Raw genomic sequence first — 17,992 nt, 5'->3', positions numbered from 1 at the left:
AAGGTTATTTAAAGCGGAAGTTAACTGCGTCAGCCAGTATTTCAATCAATTGTTCAGTGTCCTCCCAACCCAAACATGGATCGGTAATTGATTGACCATAAACTAGAGGCTGATCTGCACAGATTTTTTGATTGCCTTCTTTTAAGAAGCTTTCTGCCATCACACCACTAATTGCTGTTGAGCCTTGCTTAATCTGTTGAGCGATATCTTGCGCTACATCTAATTGGCGACGATGAATTTTCTGGCAGTTACCATGGCTGAAGTCCACCACTAAATGCTCAGCTAAACCAAACTCATTTAATTTTTCACAAGCTTGTGAAATGTACTGCGCTTCATAGTTAGGCTTCTTGCCACCACGCATAATGATATGCCCATGAGGGTTACCACTGGTTTGGTAGATTGTCATCTGCCCGCTCTTATCTGGTGATAAAAACATATGCTGCGCTTTGGCGGCACGAATAGCATCAATAGCGATATTGATATTACCATCGGTACCATTTTTAAAACCAACAGGGCAGGAGAGCGCTGATGCCATTTCACGATGGATCTGGCTTTCGGTGGTACGAGCGCCAATCGCTCCCCAGCTAATTAAGTCCGCAATATATTGTCCTGTCACCATGTCGAGGAATTCAGTAGCGGTTGCTAATCCTAATTGATTAACTTCAATCAAAAGCTTGCGCGCTAAACGAATGCCGGTGTTCACTTGGCATGAGTTATCAAGGTGCGGGTCAGAAATTAAACCTTTCCAGCCCACAACGGTACGCGGTTTTTCAAAATAGGTGCGCATGACAATTTCTAAGCGATCTTGATATTTTTGGCGTAACGTATTTAGCTTATTAGCGTATTCAATTGCGGCATCAATGTCATGAATAGAGCAAGGACCTACAATCACCAGCAAACGCGGGTCTTCACCTGATAGGATCTTTTCAATTCGTTTACGTGACGCTGTCACGTTATCGGCGATTGCTTGGGATATCGGAAATTCCTCAGCGAGTGTTTGTGGCGTAATTAAACTGTCCACTCGCTGAGTTCGTAACTCATCTGTTTTATGCATTTTGTTTCTCAAAACTTTTACTCGGCTGAGCCTTTTTGTACAGCCGTATTAGTGACTAAGGTCACAATAAACGAAACTGGCTCAAATTCAAACCACCAACTTGGGTTGAATGAATAATTTTTTATATTTTATTTTGCTAAAAAATACGACGCTGTAATCCCATCGTATCAATCACTTTGGCTGAAATTTCTTCAACAGAGTAGTTGGTAGTATTTAAGTAATTGATTTTATTCTGTCTAAATAGCGCTTCTACTTCAGCAATTTCAATACGACACTGGCGAAGCGAGGCGTAACGGCTATTTTCTCTGCGTTCTTCACGAATTGCGGCAAGGCGTTCAGGGCTGATAGTTAAACCAAAAAGTTTATGGGTATAGGGACGTAATGCGGCAGGCAGCTGTAAATTGTCCATATCATCGGCAGTGAATGGGTAGTTGGCGGCTTGTATGCCAAATTGCATCGCTAAATATAAGCTTGTTGGTGTTTTACCGCAGCGAGAGACGCCAATTAAGATTACTTGAGCTTGTTCAAGGTTACGTAATGAAATGCCATCATCATGAGCGAGGGTATATTCAATTGCTGCAATACGGGCATCATATTGGTTCATATTTTGCATGGATAACCCGTGAGTACGATTGAGTTTTGGCTCCGGTTCTAACCCGACTTCTCGCTGTATTGGGGCGACCAAACTTTGCACAATATCCTGACAAAATCCTGCACTTTGAGTGATGATTTCTTTCACTTCTGAGGAAATTATTGAATAAAACACCAGTGGACGAAGGGCTGTTTCAGCATAAATAGTGTCAATTTTTTGTTTAATTTCAAGCGCTCGTGCTTGCGTGGTAACAAACGGTAAAGTGTAAGAAATAAAGGATAATGGAAATTGAGATAAGACGGCGTGCCCTAACGTTTCAGCTGTGATTGCGGTGCCATCAGAGATGAAAAAAACGGTACGTTGAACTTGGCTGGCATTTTTACTCATAGAATTTAATTCGCTCATAACTGGCTTCTTTTTATCGTATTTTTTCTGAGTTTTGGAAAATATTGTAAGTGAATAAACATTTAAAAATCATTTATGGGGGGAAGTATAGACAAATTTTGAACAATTTTTAGAACAAAAAAATTTTATTAATTGATGGAACGATTCACCAGTCCATCTTCCCATAACGTCTGTGCTAGTCTATTCGCGAGGCGAATTTTCGCCAACGAGATTTTTTACGATTTGTTGTCTGTCACTAAATTGCTATAAAAGGATCGCTTTCAATGTCCACAAATGGCCTTACTCCGTGTAATGTACTTTGGTATAACCAATTAGGGATGAACGATGTTGACCGTGTTGGAGGCAAAAACGCTTCCCTCGGTGAAATGATCACCAACTTGTCCGATCTTGGTGTATCCGTACCAAACGGTTTTGCGACAACCGCACAGGCGTTTAATGATTTTCTGGAGCAGAGCGGTGTAAACCAGCGTATTTACAACCTGCTAGATGAAACGGATATTGATGATGTGAATCAACTGGCGGCAGCCGGTGCTCAGATCCGCCAATGGGTGATTGATACCCCATTGACGCAAGCATTAGAGCAGGATATTCGTGAAGCTTTCCTTCAATTATCTGAAGGTGAAGCCGAAGCGTCATTCGCTGTTCGCTCATCAGCAACCGCTGAAGATATGCCTGATGCCTCATTTGCTGGGCAGCAAGAGACATTCCTCAACGTTCAAGGGATTGATGCGGTATTGGTTGCCATTAAACATGTATTTGCGTCGCTGTTTAATGACCGTGCTATTTCTTATCGTGTACACCAAGGCTACGACCATCGTGGCGTCGCGTTATCTGCGGGTGTACAACGAATGGTGCGTTCTGACCTCGCTTCTTCCGGCGTTATGTTTACTATCGATACTGAGTCTGGTTTTGACCAAGTCGTGTTTATTACCTCCGCATATGGTCTCGGTGAGATGGTGGTACAGGGCGCGGTAAACCCAGATGAGTTCTATGTCCATAAACCAACCCTGCAAAATAATAAGCCTGCGATTGTACGTCGTACATTAGGCTCTAAAAAATTGCAGATGGTCTATGCCGACAGTAAAGAGCACGGTAAACAAGTGAAGATTGAAGATGTGCCAGAAGCACTACGCAATCGTTTCTCTTTAGCCGATCACGAAGTGGAAGAGCTGGCTCGTCAAGCTTTACAGATCGAAAAACACTACGGTCGTCCAATGGATATCGAATGGGCAAAAGATGGTCATAATGGTCGTCTATATATTGTTCAAGCGCGTCCGGAAACCGTTCGTTCTAACCAACAGGTTATGGAGCGTTATAAACTGAAAGACCAAGGGCAGGTCTTAGTTGAAGGTCGTGCAATCGGTCATCGCATTGGCGCAGGTTCGGTTAAAGTCATCCATAACTTAAGTGAGATGGATAGAATTCAGCCGGGTGACGTATTAGTGACGGACATGACGGACCCCGATTGGGAACCTATCATGAAAAAAGCGGCTGCTATCGTAACAAACCGTGGCGGTCGTACTTGCCATGCGGCGATCATCGCGCGTGAGCTTGGTATCCCTGCCGTTGTTGGTTGTGGTGATGCAACTGAACGCCTGAAAGAAGACCAAGATGTCACTATTTCTTGTGCTGAAGGGGATACTGGCTTTGTTTATGACGGTAAATTGGCGTTTGAAATCCACAGTTCAGAAGTGAACGACATGCCTGATTTGAACGTCAAAATCATGATGAACGTCGGTAACCCAGACCGTGCATTTGATTTTGCGTGTTTACCAAACGAAGGTGTTGGCTTAGCGAGACTCGAATTTATCATCAACCGCATGATAGGTGTTCACCCAAGAGCACTGCTAGAGTTCGATGCTCAGACGCCAGAATTACAAGCAGAAATCCGCAATATGATGGTCGGCTATGACGACCCTGTTGAATTCTACGTTAGCAAGCTGACGGAAGGGATTTCAACACTCGCTGCAGCATTCTGGCCAAAACGCGTGATCGTGCGTTTATCTGACTTTAAATCCAATGAGTATGCCAACCTCGTTGGTGGCGATAAATATGAGCCGAAGGAAGAGAACCCTATGTTGGGCTTCCGTGGGGCGGGGCGTTATGTGTCAGATAGCTTCCGTGCATGTTTTGCACTGGAGTGTGAAGCCGTTAAACGCGTTCGTAATAAGATGGGTCTGACTAACGTTGAAGTTATGATTCCGTTTGTTCGCACAGTAGCACAAGCCGAGTCGGTGGTTGCTGAGCTGGCAAAACATGACCTGAAACGTGGTGAGAATGGCTTAAAAGTGATTATGATGTGTGAAATCCCATCTAACGCACTGCTAGCTGATCAGTTCCTTGAACATTTCGATGGCTTCTCCATTGGTTCTAACGACATGACTCAGTTAACCCTCGGTCTTGATAGAGACTCTGGTGTTGTATCTGAATTGTTTGATGAACGTAATGATGCGGTTAAGGCAATGTTGTCAATGGCAATTAAGGCTGCGAAGCGTCAGAACAAATATGTCGGTATTTGTGGGCAAGGCCCATCAGACCACCAAGATTTTGCACAATGGCTGGTGGATGAGGGCATTGATAGCTTATCGTTGAACCCAGACACAGTAGTGCACACTTGGCTAACAATCGCTGGAAATCAATAATTTAATTATTCATTTTTAGATTGTTCATTATAAGAAGGTCGGTAAATAATTATTATTTGCCGACCTTTGTTTATATATAGAGACAACCTATTACAGCGATAGAATTAAACTCAATGTAAGTTTAATTTACGTAAATATTCATAATATATTATTCAGATTTTCAGCAAAATAAAACTATAGTCTCATAAATGGATTCATTATTAATGTTAAATAAAAAGTTATTAAATAATTAAAACCATTAAATCCATTACTCTAATTATGCGTAATTACGTATAGAGAGAGTAATTGGAATATTATATTAACTATGCAACAGAGAAGCGGAGTGTGGGGGAGATAGAGATAAAAAAAAAAGCCTATCATGGGCTGACAGGCAAAGACTACACACAGCAATTTGGTTAAGTAAGTTACGTTAGAAATTAAATAACATAACTTATTAATTCGTTATCGAAGAGATATTAACAGGGATATATTAAACTGTTTAAATAAGTTAATCACTCGGAACACTCTTAATACCATATTACTTATTGTTCCCAAATGATTATTCATTCGATGTGGAGAATATTAACATAATTAAAGATAAAAACTAACAGTAGTGTGTTAAATATTGTTTCTAAATATTAATGAGAATAGATAGTCGAGAAAACATGTCCAAAATGAAACATGTTTTCTCGAATTAAATGAAATTTATTTCTTCATTAAGAATTCTTCTTCAAGGAATTTTTCGGTGGCTTCTAAATTTTCACTTGGTGGTGCCACTTCATTCATCCACGCTTTGAGCAGGCTATACGAGACAGCCAGCACCACAGGACCAATGAATAAGCCAATCATACCGAATGATAAGATACCGCCGATAACTCCCACTAAAATAAGCACCATAGGAAGATCTGCACCCATTTTAATTAGCCAAGGTCGTAGCACTCCATCCATAGTGGCAACCACTGCCGCCCAAACCCCGGGAATAATTGCCCAGGTAGTATCTCCCGTCCAAAATAGCCACAGAACGGAAGGTACCATGACTAATAGTGGGCCAAGTTGTGCAACACAGCAGATAAAAATCAAGACCGTTAAAATGGCAGCATAGCTAATACCCGATAGAGCAAGACCAACCCCACCCACAATGGCTTGAATTAACGCAGTAACAACTACGCCAAGTGCGACTGCACGAATAGATTGTGCTGCAAGTACCACAGCCGCATCGCCGCGGATGCCCGCAAGACGTACAGCAAAGTGACGAACACCGATTGTCACCAGCTCGCCTTTATAATAGAGCAGCCCACTAAACAGCAGCATCAATACGAGGTGGAATAAGAAGCGGCTGGCACTAACGGCCTGCGTTGCAAACCATCCTGCGGCTTGACCGAAATAAGGTTGTACTTTAGCCAATAACGCATTACCACCACTTGTTACTAAACTGTGCCAAGCGTAATACAGTTTCTCTCCGACCATAGGCACTTGATTCAGCCACTCTAAATCCGGCAAGGTGATACTGGCCGGTGACTTCGCCAATTCGATAAGCGGCGCACTGTTTTGAATAATGCTGCCAATCAAAATACTGGTTGGAATAACAAAAAGAAGGAAGATCAGTAGAACCATGGTCAGCGAAGCAAGCCAGCGCTTATTCCATAGGCGTGCTTGTAGTCGTAAGAGAATTGGCCAAGTAGCAATCACCATCATCCCCGCCCATACGAATCCTAAAATAAATGGGCTTAAGACCCAAAAACAGGTCGCTATCATAAAGATAATGGAGAGCAGTCCAAGGATGAGTTTGGGTAAATCCAAACGTTTTTGCGATTTTTCCATTAATGATCAATCCTTAACAAATGAAAATTCTGTGGGGTTAGGGCTTTTACAGGTGAAAATAGTGTAATTATTTTTCATGCTTAAAAGAAACGATATTGTGATATGGTTTTACTGACAATGTCACCGGCAGATGCGCTATCTTTACAGGCTGCGAGGGAACACTCCAATAAACCTTGTGCCTATTGTGCTACTTAAACTAAAGATAGTACATAACGACAAATGCGATTACTCAACAACAAGAGTCATGATTAATAATGATCCCGCGTATATCTGAAGCACCACATCTTAGTCAGTTAGCTATCCAATTTCTGCACGAGCTACAACAGCAAGGTTTTACTGGTGATACTGGCACCAGCTACGCTGAGCGTTTATCCATGGCGACTGACAACAGCATTTACCAACTATTACCACAAGCTGTCATCTTCCCGCGTTCCAGCGCTGACGTACAAATCATTACGCGCGTCGCAGGGCAAGACAAATACCGTGAATTAAGTTTCACGCCACGCGGCGGGGGAACGGGCACTAATGGGCAATCACTCACCGAAGGGATTGTAGTGGACATGTCCCGCTATATGAATCGAATTTTAGAAATCAACCCAGAACAGGGATGGGCAAAAGTTGAAGCTGGCGTGATTAAAGACCAACTCAACCAATTTCTAAAACCGTATGGCTACTTTTTCTCTCCGGAGCTATCCACAAGTAACCGTGCGACATTGGGCGGGATGATCAACACAGATGCTTCTGGGCAGGGATCATTAGTGTATGGCAAAACGTCAGACCATGTTTTAGGGGTTAAAGCGATGGTTTTGGGTGGCGCTTGCCTTGATACTCGCGCTATGCCTATCGAACTCGCCCAAACGATTGCGTTAGAGGATTCAGTCGAAGGGCGTATCTATAAAACTGTACTTGAACGCTGCTTAGAGCAACGTCCGTTAATTGAAGAAAAATTTCCAAAACTAAACCGATTTTTAACGGGCTATGACTTACGCCATGTTTTTAATGATGACCTTACTCAGTTTGATTTAACGCGAATTTTAACAGGGTCTGAAGGCTCGCTGGCGTTTATTACGGAAGCCACGTTGGATATTACGCCGCTACCGAAAGTGCGCCGTTTGGTGAACGTCAAATATGATTCGTTTGAATCCGCATTGCGTAACGCACCATTTATGGTGCAGGCGCAAGCACTCTCGGTAGAAACTGTCGACTCGAAAGTTTTGAATCTTGCGAAAGAAGATATTGTTTGGCACTCCGTAAAATCGCTGATCACCGATGTACCGAATAAAGAGATGCTTGGGCTGAACATTGTTGAGTTTAGTGGCGATGATGCAGATGAAATCAATCGTTTGACTGATAGCTTATGCCAGCGCCTTGATGAATTGATGGCGAGTCAGCGAGCGGGCGTGATTGGCTACCAAGTTTGTCATGACCTTGCTGATATTACTCGTATCTATAATATGCGCAAAAAAGCGGTGGGATTATTGGGTAACAGCAAAGGTGCCGCGAAACCCATCCCATTTGTTGAGGATACCTGTGTACCACCGGAGCATCTTGCGGATTATATCGAGGAATTCAGAGCGCTACTGGATAGCCATAAACTAAATTATGGGATGTTTGGTCATGTGGATGCAGGTGTTTTACACGTTCGCCCAGCATTAGATATGTGCGACCCTCAGCAAGAAATGTTAATGAAGCAAATTTCGGATGAAATTGTTACTTTGACTGCAAAATATGGCGGCTTACTGTGGGGGGAACACGGTAAAGGCTTCAGAGCGCAATATAGCCCAGAATTCTTTGGTGAAGTGCTTTACGGTGAGCTGCGTAATATTAAGGCGGCATTTGATCCCTATAACCGTTTGAACCCCGGAAAAATTTGTCCACCAGCGGGTATCGATGCCCCAATGAAACAGGTGGATGCAACCAAACGCGGCACATACGATCGTCAAATCCCAATTCAAATACGCCAAGAGTTCCGAGGTGCGATGGATTGTAACGGCAACGGGCTTTGTTTCAACTTTGATGTAAAAAGTCAAATGTGCCCATCGATGAAAATTAGCCGCCAGCGCGTGCATTCACCGAAAGGTCGTGCAACGTTAGTTCGAGAATGGCTGCGTTTATTGGCGGAGCAGGGCGTTACACCAGAGCAAATTGAAAAAGGCGTGAGAAGCGAGTCTCCATCGTTACGTGGGTTGATTGAAAAAACGCGTAACTCATGGCGGGCGAAGCTAGGGGATTATGATTTCTCCCATGAAGTAAAAGAGTCAATGTCTGGGTGTTTAGCCTGTAAAGCGTGCTCGACTCAGTGCCCCATTAAAATTGATGTGCCGTCTTTCCGGGCAAAATTTCTTGCGCTATATCATAGCCGTTACTTGCGACCAGTTCGTGACCATATTGTGGCGAATGTGGAAGCTAGTGCTCCGTTAATGTCAAAAGCACCGGGCGTTTTTAACTTCTTCTTGCGTCAAACGGTGGTTCAGAAACTGAGCGAACACACTATTGGTATGGTGGATTTACCGTTATTTTCTCAACCGACGCTGAAACAGGAGTTATCAGGGCATGCAGCGACCTCCCTGACATTAGAACAACTTGAAGGAATGTCTGCTAGCCAGCGCGAAAAACATGTGCTCGTGGTGCAAGACCCGTTCACTAGCTACTATGATGCAAAAGTGGTGGTGGATTTTGTTCGTCTGATCGAAAAGTTAGGCTATAAGCCTGTGTTACTCCCATTCTCACCGAATGGCAAAGCACAACATATCAAAGGTTTCTTAAGCCGTTTTGCGAAAACTGCACGTAAAACATCAGACTTTTTAAATCGTGTTGCTAAACTGCAATTACCGATGGTGGGTGTCGACCCTGCATTGGTACTGTGTTATCGCGATGAATATCATGAAATTTTAGGTGAGGAGCAATGCCAATTTACGGTAATGCTGGCTCATGAATGGCTAATCTCATTACCGGAACAAACCAAAAATGACGGAACTGATGAGCAGCCTTGGTATCTCTTTGGTCACTGTACCGAATCAACGGCATTACCCAATAGCGCCAACCAATGGGCTGCACTGTTTTCCCGTTACGGGCGTAAACTCACTAATGTGAGTGTTGGATGCTGTGGAATGGCGGGAACTTATGGTCATGAAGTCGCGAACCTTGAGAATTCAAAAGGCATTTACAATCTATCGTGGAAACCTGCGATAGAAAAACTACCCCTAGAACGCTGCTTAAGTTCGGGATATTCTTGTCGTAGCCAAGTAAAACGAATGGAAAAAACGGCAATCAAACACCCAATTCAAGCCTTACTGGAGATTGTTTCATGATTTGGAAGCGTCAATTTAACTTGCAACAAATGGCGGCAATGGCTGAAAGCTGTATGTTAGGCCATATAGGGATTGAAATTACAGGCTTTGGTGATGACTACCTTGAAGGTACCATGCCAGTCGACCATCGCACCAAACAGCCTTTTGGTTTGCTACACGGTGGTGCTTCGGTTGTATTGGCTGAATCCTTAGGTTCAATCGCAGGCTACCTATGCAGTGAAGGTGATCAACGTGTAGTTGGTGTGGAAATTAACGCAAACCATATTCGTGCAGCGCGAGAAGGTGTGGTGAGAGGTGTATGCAAACCGATTCATCTAGGGCGCCGTCAGCAAGTGTGGAATATCGAAATTTTTAACGAGAAAAACCAACTGTGTTGCACCTCCCGTTTAACAACTGCCGTATTGTTTGAATAATCAGCAGTTTGTTTCTTCTGATACCCTCAGTTTATTTGAGGGTATCAATCCTATATTTATCTTTCATATCAATTCTTTATAACTTATCTAATTTATTCATTCTCATTCAATGAATGTGGTACTAAACCGAATATCACTTTATTAATTTGTGTTATTTTTATGTACTCAATAATACATAAAAAACATTATCATGAATGAGATTTATTTCTTAATTATTAATTGGTTAGATATTTCCATAAACTAAAATCCTGTCAGTAAACCGTTCTCATCGCTATAACCTCTTAAAACAAATGGTTGAAGTCATATGGGTAATCATTACCATGTCATATAGAGAAGAAATCGCTGATAACAGGCTGAAAAACCATAAGAAAAGTGAGGTCAATATGACTGGTGGTGTAGAAACATTTTCATTGGATGAAAATTCATGGCAGGGCGTCAGCCTAACCCCAAGTGCCGCTAAACAGATCAATAAGTTAGTTCTTCAAACACCGAATAGTAAAGGTCTATCCCTCGGCGTGAAACAGTCGGGATGTGCAGGTTTTGGATACGTCTTCGAGATGATTGAAAACCCAACCGATGACCACTTAGTGTTTGAACTCGATGGCGCACACTTGTATGTGCCTAAAAAAGCAATGCCATTCATTGATGGCACGGTAGTGGATTATGTCCAAGAAGGGCTTAACCATATTTTTAAATTTAATAACCCGAAAGCTCAACATGCCTGTGGGTGTGGTGAAAGCTTCGGCGTTTAACTTGTGAAGCTAGATTATGTCTCAGAGCAATGTAGAAGTTGGCGAAGATGTTCAAAGCTGGCTTGATGAAAAACGTTATAAAGAAGGCTTTTTTACCCAAGTTGCCACCGATGAGATGGCAAAAGGGCTAAATGAAGAGGTGGTTCGTGCTATTTCTGCGAAGCGTAATGAACCTGAGTGGATGCTGCAATTTCGTCTTGATGCCTTTAATCACTGGAAAGGCATGGAAGAGCCACACTGGCTGAAAGCCCATTATCCAAATTTGGATTACCAAGATTATAGCTATTATTCCGCGCCATCTTGCGGGTCGTGTGATGATGCCTGTGGTTCACAGCCAGGCGCGACACAATCAACAGGCGCTGCGGAAGAAGCGAATTACCTGACGAGCGAAGTGGAAGATGCCTTCAATCAGCTTGGTGTGCCTGTCCGTGAAGGCAGTAAAGTGGCGGTAGATGCGATTTTTGACTCCGTTTCTGTATCAACAACCTACCGTGGCGATTTAGCCAAGCACGGGATCATTTTCTGCTCGTTCAGCGAAGCTATTCAAGAATACCCTGAGCTGGTTCAAAAATATTTAGGTAGCGTCGTCTCGAGTCACGATAACTTTTTTGCTGCACTGAATGCAGCCGTGGCATCGGACGGAACTTTTGTTTACATCCCGAAAGGGGTGCGTTGCCCTATGGAGTTATCGACTTATTTCCGTATTAATGCGGCAAAAACAGGGCAATTTGAACGCACAATATTAATTGCCGACGAAGGCAGTTATGTGAGTTACATCGAAGGGTGTTCAGCACCAGTGAGGGATAGCTATCAATTGCACGCAGCTGTTGTGGAAGTGATTATCCATAAAGATGCCGAAGTGAAGTACTCGACAGTCCAAAACTGGTTCTCGGGTGGTGATAGCGAAACGGGGGGAATTCTCAATTTCGTGACTAAGCGTGCCCTGTGCGAAGGGGAAAATTCCAAAATGTCATGGACACAATCCGAAACAGGTTCTGCCATTACGTGGAAATACCCAAGCGTGATTTTAAAAGGGGATAACTCTGTTGGGGAATTTTTCTCTGTCGCGCTGACCAACGGTAACCAACAAGCGGATACGGGCACCAAAATGATCCACATTGGCAAAAATACCCGCTCAACGATTATCTCAAAAGGGATTTCGGCAGGTAAAAGCCAAAATAGTTATCGTGGGCTCGTCAAAATACTTCCGAGTGCCCATAACGCTCGTAATTTTACCCAATGTGACTCCATGCTGATTGGTACCCAATGTGGCGCTCATACCTTCCCGTATGTGGAAGTGAAGAACAATACCGCGCAATTAGAACATGAAGCGACAACGTCGCGCATTGGTGAAGACCAGCTGTTTTATTGCTTGCAACGTGGGATCAGCGAAGATGACGCTATCTCAATGATTGTTAACGGCTTCTGTAAAGATGTTTTCTCAGAATTGCCACTAGAGTTTGCCGTTGAGGCACAAAAATTATTGGCTATCAGCTTAGAACACAGTGTGGGCTGATCCTAACCGAGTTTAGTTGCGCTTGAGCGCTAAAGGCATGTTGATATGTTAAGTATTAAAGATTTACATGTAAGTGTAGAAGGTAATGAAATTTTAAAAGGGCTGTCTCTGGAAATTAAACCGGGTGAAGTTCATGCGATTATGGGACCAAACGGTTCGGGTAAAAGTACTTTGTCCGCAACCCTAGCAGGCCGTGAAGATTACCAAATTGATAGTGGTGAAGTGACATTCAACGGTAAGGATTTACTTGAGTTAGATCCAGAGGAACGCGCGGGTGAAGGGATTTTTCTTGCATTCCAATATCCGGTTGAAATTCCGGGTGTGAGTAACCAATTTTTCCTGCAAACGTCAGTGAATGCGGTGCGCGAATATCGCCAGCAAGAGGCGTTAGACCGCTTTGATTTCCAAGATTTTATCGAAGATAAAATCGAATTGTTGGATATGCCACAAGACCTGCTTACTCGTTCAGTTAACGTAGGTTTCTCCGGTGGAGAGAAAAAACGGAATGACATTTTACAGATGGCTGCGTTAGAGCCTAAGTTATGTATTTTAGATGAAACCGATTCGGGTTTAGATATCGATGCGCTAAAAATCGTCTCCAATGGCGTGAATTCACTACGTACACCAGAGCGTTCATTTATTATCGTGACCCACTATCAGCGAATTTTGGACTATGTAAAACCTGATTTTGTTCACGTCCTGTATCAAGGAAAAATCATCAAATCCGGTGATTTCAGTTTAGCGAAAAAACTGGAGGAGCAAGGCTATGGCTGGCTTATTGACCAACAGTGAAAGAGCGGAAAAACGCGCTGCGGTTGATGCTTTAAATCAGCAGGCAATGCGCCGTTTTGAAACGCTATATGAGCAAGGATTAGGTGGAAAATCTCAGCACGCTCAAACCCATTGGAGCCTTGCTAAACACGTAGGGCTGCCCGCTTTTCGTCATGAAGACTGGCGCTATACTCCGTTAAACAGCGTGTTAAATACCCACTACCGTTTTAGCTCACAAGAACAGCAGGCACCGCTAAGTGACGCACTCGCATTAGCTATCGATGCCTATCGTGTTGTGTTGGTGGATGGGCGCTACAATGCGGAACTGAGCTCTGTCGATACGGGGGAATTTCAAGTTTCTCTGCTCGATAGCCAAGACTGGCTACCAGATGCGGTGAACAGCGAGATTTTCTTACATTTAACGGAATGCCTAGCGGCTCAACCGCTTATCATCCAGTTAGCTGCCAATAAAGTTGCGACTAAGCCACTCTATTTACTGAATATCTCCAGTGGTAGCCATGATCCAAGCTCAATGAACATGAGCCAATATCGCTATCATTTGACTCTGGGGAACAATAGCCAGTCTCAAGTGATTGAACACTTTGTCAGTTTAGATGACCAAGCGCATCTTACTGGTGGGCGTTTAACGGTTGAAGTGGGTGATAACGCTCAGTTTACCCATTTCAAACTGATGACAGAAAACCCACAGGCGCAGCACTTTGCTCATAATGACATTGTGGTGGGGCGTGATAGCCAAGTGAAAAGTAGCTGCTTTTTATTAGGTGCAGGGCTAACTCGTCATCATACAAGTAGCCGTCTTGACGGTGAAAATACGGAATTCGAGTTAAACAGCCTGTTGTTGCCGCAAGGTAATGAAATTGCCGACACACGCAGCTATCTTGAACACAATGCGGGTTATTGTAATAGCCGACAGCTGCATAAAGTGATCGCCATGGATAGCAGCAAAGCGGTATTCAACGGGATGATCAAAGTTGACCCTAACGCGCTGAAAACAGACGGTCAAATGACTAACAATACCCTGTTACTGGGTGAAAAAGCGGAAATTGACACGAAGCCTCAACTGGAGATCTATGCTGATGACGTGAAGTGTGGTCATGGGGCAACGGTTGGGCGCATCGATGATGAGCAACTCTTTTATCTACGCTCTAGAGGGATTGATAGTCAAGCTGCTAAACAGATGATTATCAATGCATTCGCAGCTGAATTAACCGAATCTATTACCATCGATGGGTTAAAACAGGCCGTGATGGCGAATATTCATCAACGCTTAGCGGAGGTGTAAACCGATGTTATTTGATGTTGAATCGGTCAGGCAGGATTTTCCTGCCTTAGCGCAATCCGTGAATAACCATCCATTGGTCTATTTAGATAGTGCGGCGAGTGCTCAAAAGCCTCAGCAGGTTGTGGATGCAGAGAGTCAATTTACGTTGCATCAATACGCGGCAGTGCACCGTGGGGTTCATACGTTAAGCGCGAATGCCACCACGCTGGTGGAAAATGTTCGCCAAAAAGCCGCGGATTTTTTGCATGCGGCCTCCCCTGAAGAGATAGTGTTTGTCAAAGGGACGACGGAAGGGATTAACCTTGTTGCTAATAGCTTTGGGCGCCAGTTTATCCAGCAAGGTGATAATATTATTATCACTGAAATGGAGCACCATGCGAACATTGTTCCTTGGTTTATGTTGGCGCAAGAGCGTGGCTTTGAAGTCAGAATCCTGCCTATCCTTGAGGATGGTACCCTCGATGCCACTCAGCTCGCACAACTCATCGATGTGCGTACAAAACTCTTCAGTTTCACTCATATTTCCAATGTGCTTGGTACCGTTAATCCGGTGAAAAAATTGATTTCACAAGCGCGTGAAATTGCAGGGAGGTATGGAAATAGGCTGACCATCCTCGTGGATGGTGCACAAGGGGCGATGCATCAACAGGTGGATGTACAAGCGCTAGATTGCGATTTTTATGTTTGTTCAGGCCATAAGCTATATGGACCAACCGGTATTGGGATCCTCTACGGCAAGAAGGCATTGCTTGAAAAAATGCCGCCTTGGGAAGGGGGTGGGGCGATGATCCGCCAAGTCAGCCTGAAAAAAGGAGTCACATTTGCGGACATTCCATGGCGATTTGAAGCTGGCACCCCAAATATTAGTGGTATCATTGGGTTAGGCGCAGCTTTAGACTATCTCAATGAGTTAGGATTAAGCGAAACTTTTACGTATGAAAAGCAATTGATGCAATATGCGACGGATTTGCTTAAGCAAGTGCCTTCCCTTCATTTATATGGGAATGACCAACGTGAAGGCGTGATAGCCTTTAATTTAGGTGAACATCATGCTTATGATGTTGGGGCATTTCTGGATAGATATGGGATTGCTATTCGTACTGGGCACCACTGTGCTATGCCATTAATGGAACATTATCAAGTTCCTGCGATGTGTCGGGCATCTATTGGTGTTTATACGACTAAGCAGGATATCGATGCTTTGTATAATGCGTTACTGCGTGTTAAACAATTACTTGGCTAGATACCGATGGTATATCGAAGTCACCGTATTGCAGCAAATAGAGATTGTAGCAGATAGAGAGAAGGAAATATTATGTCGGCATTACCCGATGAAGCGAAGCTATTACGCAATTTTGCACGTTGCCAAGATTGGGAAGAACGCTATTTGTATATGATTGAACTGGGCGGGCGATTACCTGCGTTATCTGAAGCTCAACAGGTGGATGATAACTTGATAGCAGGTTGCCAAAGCCAAGTGTGGATTGATATGCAAAAACAACCGGATGGTCATGTTGTTCTTGCCGGAGATAGTGATGCCGCTATTGTTAAAGGGTTAGTGGCGATTGTGATTATTCTCTTTCAAGGAAAAACACCTGAACAGATCCTTACTGTGGATGTAAAACACTTTTTCCAGCAATTGGCGCTTGAGCAGCATCTTACGCCTTCTCGGACTCAAGGTTTAAATGGCATGATTAAGTCGATTTTAGCGCGAGCTCACCAACTTCTTTAAGTACTCAGTGGGAAATTGTCGGAATTTCCCACACTTTTCTTTTCTTCCTATTATTTTTATCCTAGAAAATATACCTAAGTAACTCACTGTATTTTATTGCTAAACTAACAATGACGAGACAAAGTTAGCTCACATTCAAATTATTAGCAGACTAAAATATTTATTAAGTATTAAAGATATTCGAGATAGTTGCTATTATGAGCGATATTGTTTGAATTTTGTAATGAATCTTATTTTCCTTGGAGTAGGTATGAAAAGAGTTTTGACGGCGGTAAGTCTGTTTGTCATGAGTGCGGTGCTGGCACCAGCGCAGGCTAAAGATTATCCATTACCCAATAACAACACACGCCTGATCGGGGAAAATATCACCTATGTGGTGCCTAACGATGGGCGCCCACTGGAAGCTATAGCAAGCGACTATCAGATTGGTTTGTTGGCGATGTTAGAGGCGAACCCTGGAACAGACCCTTATTTACCTGAAGTGGGTAAGCCACTGATTATTCCTGCTCAAATGTTATTACCTTCGACACCGCGTACCGGTATCGTGATTAACTTAGCGGAAATGCGTCTTTATTATTACCCTGAAAATAGCCATAAAGTGGCTGTGTATCCGATCGGTATTGGTCAGCTAGGACGAGATACACCTGAAATGGTGACGTCCATTAGCCAATTGATTAAAGACCCTACATGGACACCAACCACCAATATCCGTAAACATTATGCACAGCAGGGTATCACACTCCCGGCGGTGGTACCTGCTGGTCCAGAAAACCCGATGGGGCTGTATGCCTTACGCCTGTCTTATGGTCGTGGTGAATACTTGATCCACGGTACTAACGCCAATTTTGGTATTGGTATGCGTGTTAGCTCTGGCTGTATTCGTCTACGCCCAGATGATATTAAAGCACTGTTTACTAACGTACCAAAAGGAACGCGCGTTCAAGTTATCGATCAGCCAGTTAAATATGCAAAAGAGCCAGATGGTAGCTATTACATTGAGGTGCATCAGCCATTGTCACGTAAAGACAGTGATGACCCACAGACAATGCCAATCAAGCTGACTGAAGATTTCCAAGCGTTTTTAGCGAGTAACCCAGGCATTGATAAAGCAAAAGTTCAAGCAGAGTTGTCTAGACGTTCAGGATTGCCAGTAAGGGTTAATGTTGGGGATGATTCAGAATCGATGAAACGCGATTATCAGCAATTAAAACCAATTGCGCCATTCACGATTACTCAACCACAACCTGTGTTTGAAGGAGAAGTGAAGTCTTCAATTCCTGCCAAATATCAGTCATTTAAAAGCTAATGACTGCCTACCTTAAATGAGTTTTGAAGTAAAAAATAAGGGCCTATAAAATAGGCCCTCAACAATAATTCAGCTATTAAGCTTTTCTAGATAACATTAAGCCGGACTTATTTTTTGTAAGTACGTACTTGGTTGTCCAGACGTTGGTTTGCACGAGCTGCTTCTTCTTGTGCAGTTTGTACATCAGAACGCAGAGACTGAACGTCGTTGCTCAGTTGGTCAACTTTACCGTTCAGAGTTTGCACGTCTGAAGAGAGCTTTTGCACTTCAGTGCTGTTAGAACAACCCGCCAGTAATGCTGAAGCTAATACGATAGAGCCCAGTACAATTTTAGTACGAATCATTATTTTACCCTCTAGATTGATTTATCTTGAAAATATAAAAGCAAGTAACCA

14 protein-coding genes and 1 other RNA gene are annotated in these 17,992 nt (G+C 43.4%); 10 read left to right on the top strand and 5 right to left on the bottom strand.

The features are described 5' to 3' along the window. Window positions 1-4 precede the first annotated feature (4 nt). Both GKR61_RS16585 and ppsR read right to left on the bottom strand, forming a co-directional pair. Entirely contained in the window at window positions 5-1,054 is a 1,050-nt protein-coding gene (locus tag GKR61_RS16585; RefSeq protein WP_154599993.1) for a 3-deoxy-7-phosphoheptulonate synthase, read from the bottom strand. 136 nt (window positions 1,055-1,190) lie between these two features. Then, entirely contained in the window at window positions 1,191-2,033 is an 843-nt protein-coding gene (ppsR, locus tag GKR61_RS16580) for a posphoenolpyruvate synthetase regulatory kinase/phosphorylase PpsR (RefSeq protein ID WP_036950523.1), read from the bottom strand. Window positions 2,034-2,314: 281 nt separating this feature from the next. On the opposite strand from ppsR, the gene ppsA reads away from it, so the two are divergent. Further along, entirely contained in the window at window positions 2,315-4,693 is a 2,379-nt protein-coding gene (gene ppsA / locus GKR61_RS16575; protein ID WP_108479015.1) for a phosphoenolpyruvate synthase, read from the top strand. 341 nt (window positions 4,694-5,034) lie between these two features. On the opposite strand, the gene rprA is transcribed toward ppsA, so the two are convergent. Then, an RNA gene (gene rprA, locus GKR61_RS16570) (antisense sRNA RprA) lies at window positions 5,035-5,144 on the bottom strand. A 233-nt stretch (window positions 5,145-5,377) separates the two neighbouring features. Then, window positions 5,378-6,493, bottom strand: coding sequence for an AI-2E family transporter YdiK (gene ydiK / locus GKR61_RS16565; RefSeq protein WP_154639911.1), 1,116 nt, complete (start codon window positions 6,491-6,493; stop codon window positions 5,378-5,380). A 254-nt stretch (window positions 6,494-6,747) separates the two neighbouring features. On the opposite strand from ydiK, the gene ydiJ reads away from it, so the two are divergent. The 9 genes from ydiJ to GKR61_RS16520 all read left to right on the top strand — a co-directional run bounded on the left by ydiJ (window position 6,748) and on the right by GKR61_RS16520 (window position 17,597). Continuing rightward, complete coding sequence (gene ydiJ / locus GKR61_RS16560; RefSeq protein WP_154639910.1) at window positions 6,748-9,804, top strand: D-2-hydroxyglutarate dehydrogenase YdiJ; 3,057 nt, start codon at window positions 6,748-6,750, stop codon at window positions 9,802-9,804. Further along, window positions 9,801-10,217 carry a hotdog fold thioesterase gene (locus tag GKR61_RS16555; RefSeq protein ID WP_036950426.1) on the top strand — a complete coding sequence of 139 codons (417 nt, stop codon included), beginning with the start codon at window positions 9,801-9,803 and terminating at the stop codon, window positions 10,215-10,217. The genes ydiJ and GKR61_RS16555 overlap by 4 nt, the downstream gene beginning before the upstream one ends. Before the next feature lie 383 nt (window positions 10,218-10,600). Next, window positions 10,601-10,969, top strand: coding sequence for a Fe-S cluster assembly scaffold SufA (sufA, locus tag GKR61_RS16550; RefSeq protein ID WP_036950521.1), 369 nt, complete (start codon window positions 10,601-10,603; stop codon window positions 10,967-10,969). Window positions 10,970-10,985: 16 nt separating this feature from the next. Next, window positions 10,986-12,485, top strand: a complete 1,500-nt coding sequence (gene sufB, locus GKR61_RS16545) for a Fe-S cluster assembly protein SufB (protein ID WP_036950424.1) — start codon at window positions 10,986-10,988, stop codon at window positions 12,483-12,485. 45 nt (window positions 12,486-12,530) lie between these two features. Then, on the top strand, window positions 12,531-13,277 hold the full coding sequence (sufC, locus tag GKR61_RS16540) for a Fe-S cluster assembly ATPase SufC (RefSeq protein ID WP_036950422.1): 747 nt from the start codon (window positions 12,531-12,533) through the stop codon (window positions 13,275-13,277). Beyond that, entirely contained in the window at window positions 13,252-14,559 is a 1,308-nt protein-coding gene (gene sufD, locus GKR61_RS16535; RefSeq protein WP_154639909.1) for a Fe-S cluster assembly protein SufD, read from the top strand. The genes sufC and sufD overlap by 26 nt, the downstream gene beginning before the upstream one ends. Before the next feature lie 4 nt (window positions 14,560-14,563). Beyond that, window positions 14,564-15,802 (top strand): cysteine desulfurase SufS, encoded by a 1,239-nt coding sequence (gene sufS, locus GKR61_RS16530; protein WP_036950418.1) that lies wholly within the window; start codon window positions 14,564-14,566, stop codon window positions 15,800-15,802. A 72-nt stretch (window positions 15,803-15,874) separates the two neighbouring features. Further along, the gene (gene sufE, locus GKR61_RS16525) at window positions 15,875-16,291 is read left to right on the top strand and encodes a cysteine desulfuration protein SufE (protein WP_154599990.1); all 417 of its coding nucleotides are present in this window, start codon (window positions 15,875-15,877) and stop codon (window positions 16,289-16,291) included. A gap of 250 nt (window positions 16,292-16,541) precedes the next feature. Next, a complete protein-coding gene (locus GKR61_RS16520) occupies window positions 16,542-17,597 on the top strand; it encodes a L,D-transpeptidase family protein (RefSeq protein ID WP_036950414.1) in 1,056 nt (351 codons plus the stop codon). Window positions 17,598-17,704: 107 nt separating this feature from the next. Here the strand turns inward: GKR61_RS16520 and GKR61_RS16515 are convergent, their stop codons facing one another. Further along, window positions 17,705-17,941, bottom strand: a complete 237-nt coding sequence (locus tag GKR61_RS16515) for a major outer membrane lipoprotein (protein WP_004263789.1) — start codon at window positions 17,939-17,941, stop codon at window positions 17,705-17,707. Between the last annotated feature and the right edge of the window lie 51 nt (window positions 17,942-17,992).

Origin of the sequence: Providencia sp. wls1916 (assembly GCF_009706585.1) — a bacterium.
In the GTDB taxonomy this organism is placed as follows: domain Bacteria; phylum Pseudomonadota; class Gammaproteobacteria; order Enterobacterales; family Enterobacteriaceae; genus Providencia; species Providencia lanzhouensis.
This window is presented reverse-complemented; position numbering and strand designations above follow the sequence as displayed.

Coding starts and splice junctions, on each gene's coding strand:
- GKR61_RS16585 (WP_154599993.1), bottom strand. CDS start 1,054: ATGCATAAAACAGATGAGTTACGAACTCAGCGAGTGGACAGTTTAATT.
- ppsR (WP_036950523.1), bottom strand. CDS start 2,033: ATGAGTAAAAATGCCAGCCAAGTTCAACGTACCGTTTTTTTCATCTCT.
- ppsA (WP_108479015.1), top strand. CDS start 2,315: ATGTCCACAAATGGCCTTACTCCGTGTAATGTACTTTGGTATAACCAA.
- ydiK (WP_154639911.1), bottom strand. CDS start 6,493: ATGGAAAAATCGCAAAAACGTTTGGATTTACCCAAACTCATCCTTGGA.
- ydiJ (WP_154639910.1), top strand. CDS start 6,748: ATGATCCCGCGTATATCTGAAGCACCACATCTTAGTCAGTTAGCTATC.
- GKR61_RS16555 (WP_036950426.1), top strand. CDS start 9,801: ATGATTTGGAAGCGTCAATTTAACTTGCAACAAATGGCGGCAATGGCT.
- sufA (WP_036950521.1), top strand. CDS start 10,601: ATGACTGGTGGTGTAGAAACATTTTCATTGGATGAAAATTCATGGCAG.
- sufB (WP_036950424.1), top strand. CDS start 10,986: ATGTCTCAGAGCAATGTAGAAGTTGGCGAAGATGTTCAAAGCTGGCTT.
- sufC (WP_036950422.1), top strand. CDS start 12,531: ATGTTAAGTATTAAAGATTTACATGTAAGTGTAGAAGGTAATGAAATT.
- sufD (WP_154639909.1), top strand. CDS start 13,252: ATGGCTGGCTTATTGACCAACAGTGAAAGAGCGGAAAAACGCGCTGCG.
- sufS (WP_036950418.1), top strand. CDS start 14,564: ATGTTATTTGATGTTGAATCGGTCAGGCAGGATTTTCCTGCCTTAGCG.
- sufE (WP_154599990.1), top strand. CDS start 15,875: ATGTCGGCATTACCCGATGAAGCGAAGCTATTACGCAATTTTGCACGT.
- GKR61_RS16520 (WP_036950414.1), top strand. CDS start 16,542: ATGAAAAGAGTTTTGACGGCGGTAAGTCTGTTTGTCATGAGTGCGGTG.
- GKR61_RS16515 (WP_004263789.1), bottom strand. CDS start 17,941: ATGATTCGTACTAAAATTGTACTGGGCTCTATCGTATTAGCTTCAGCA.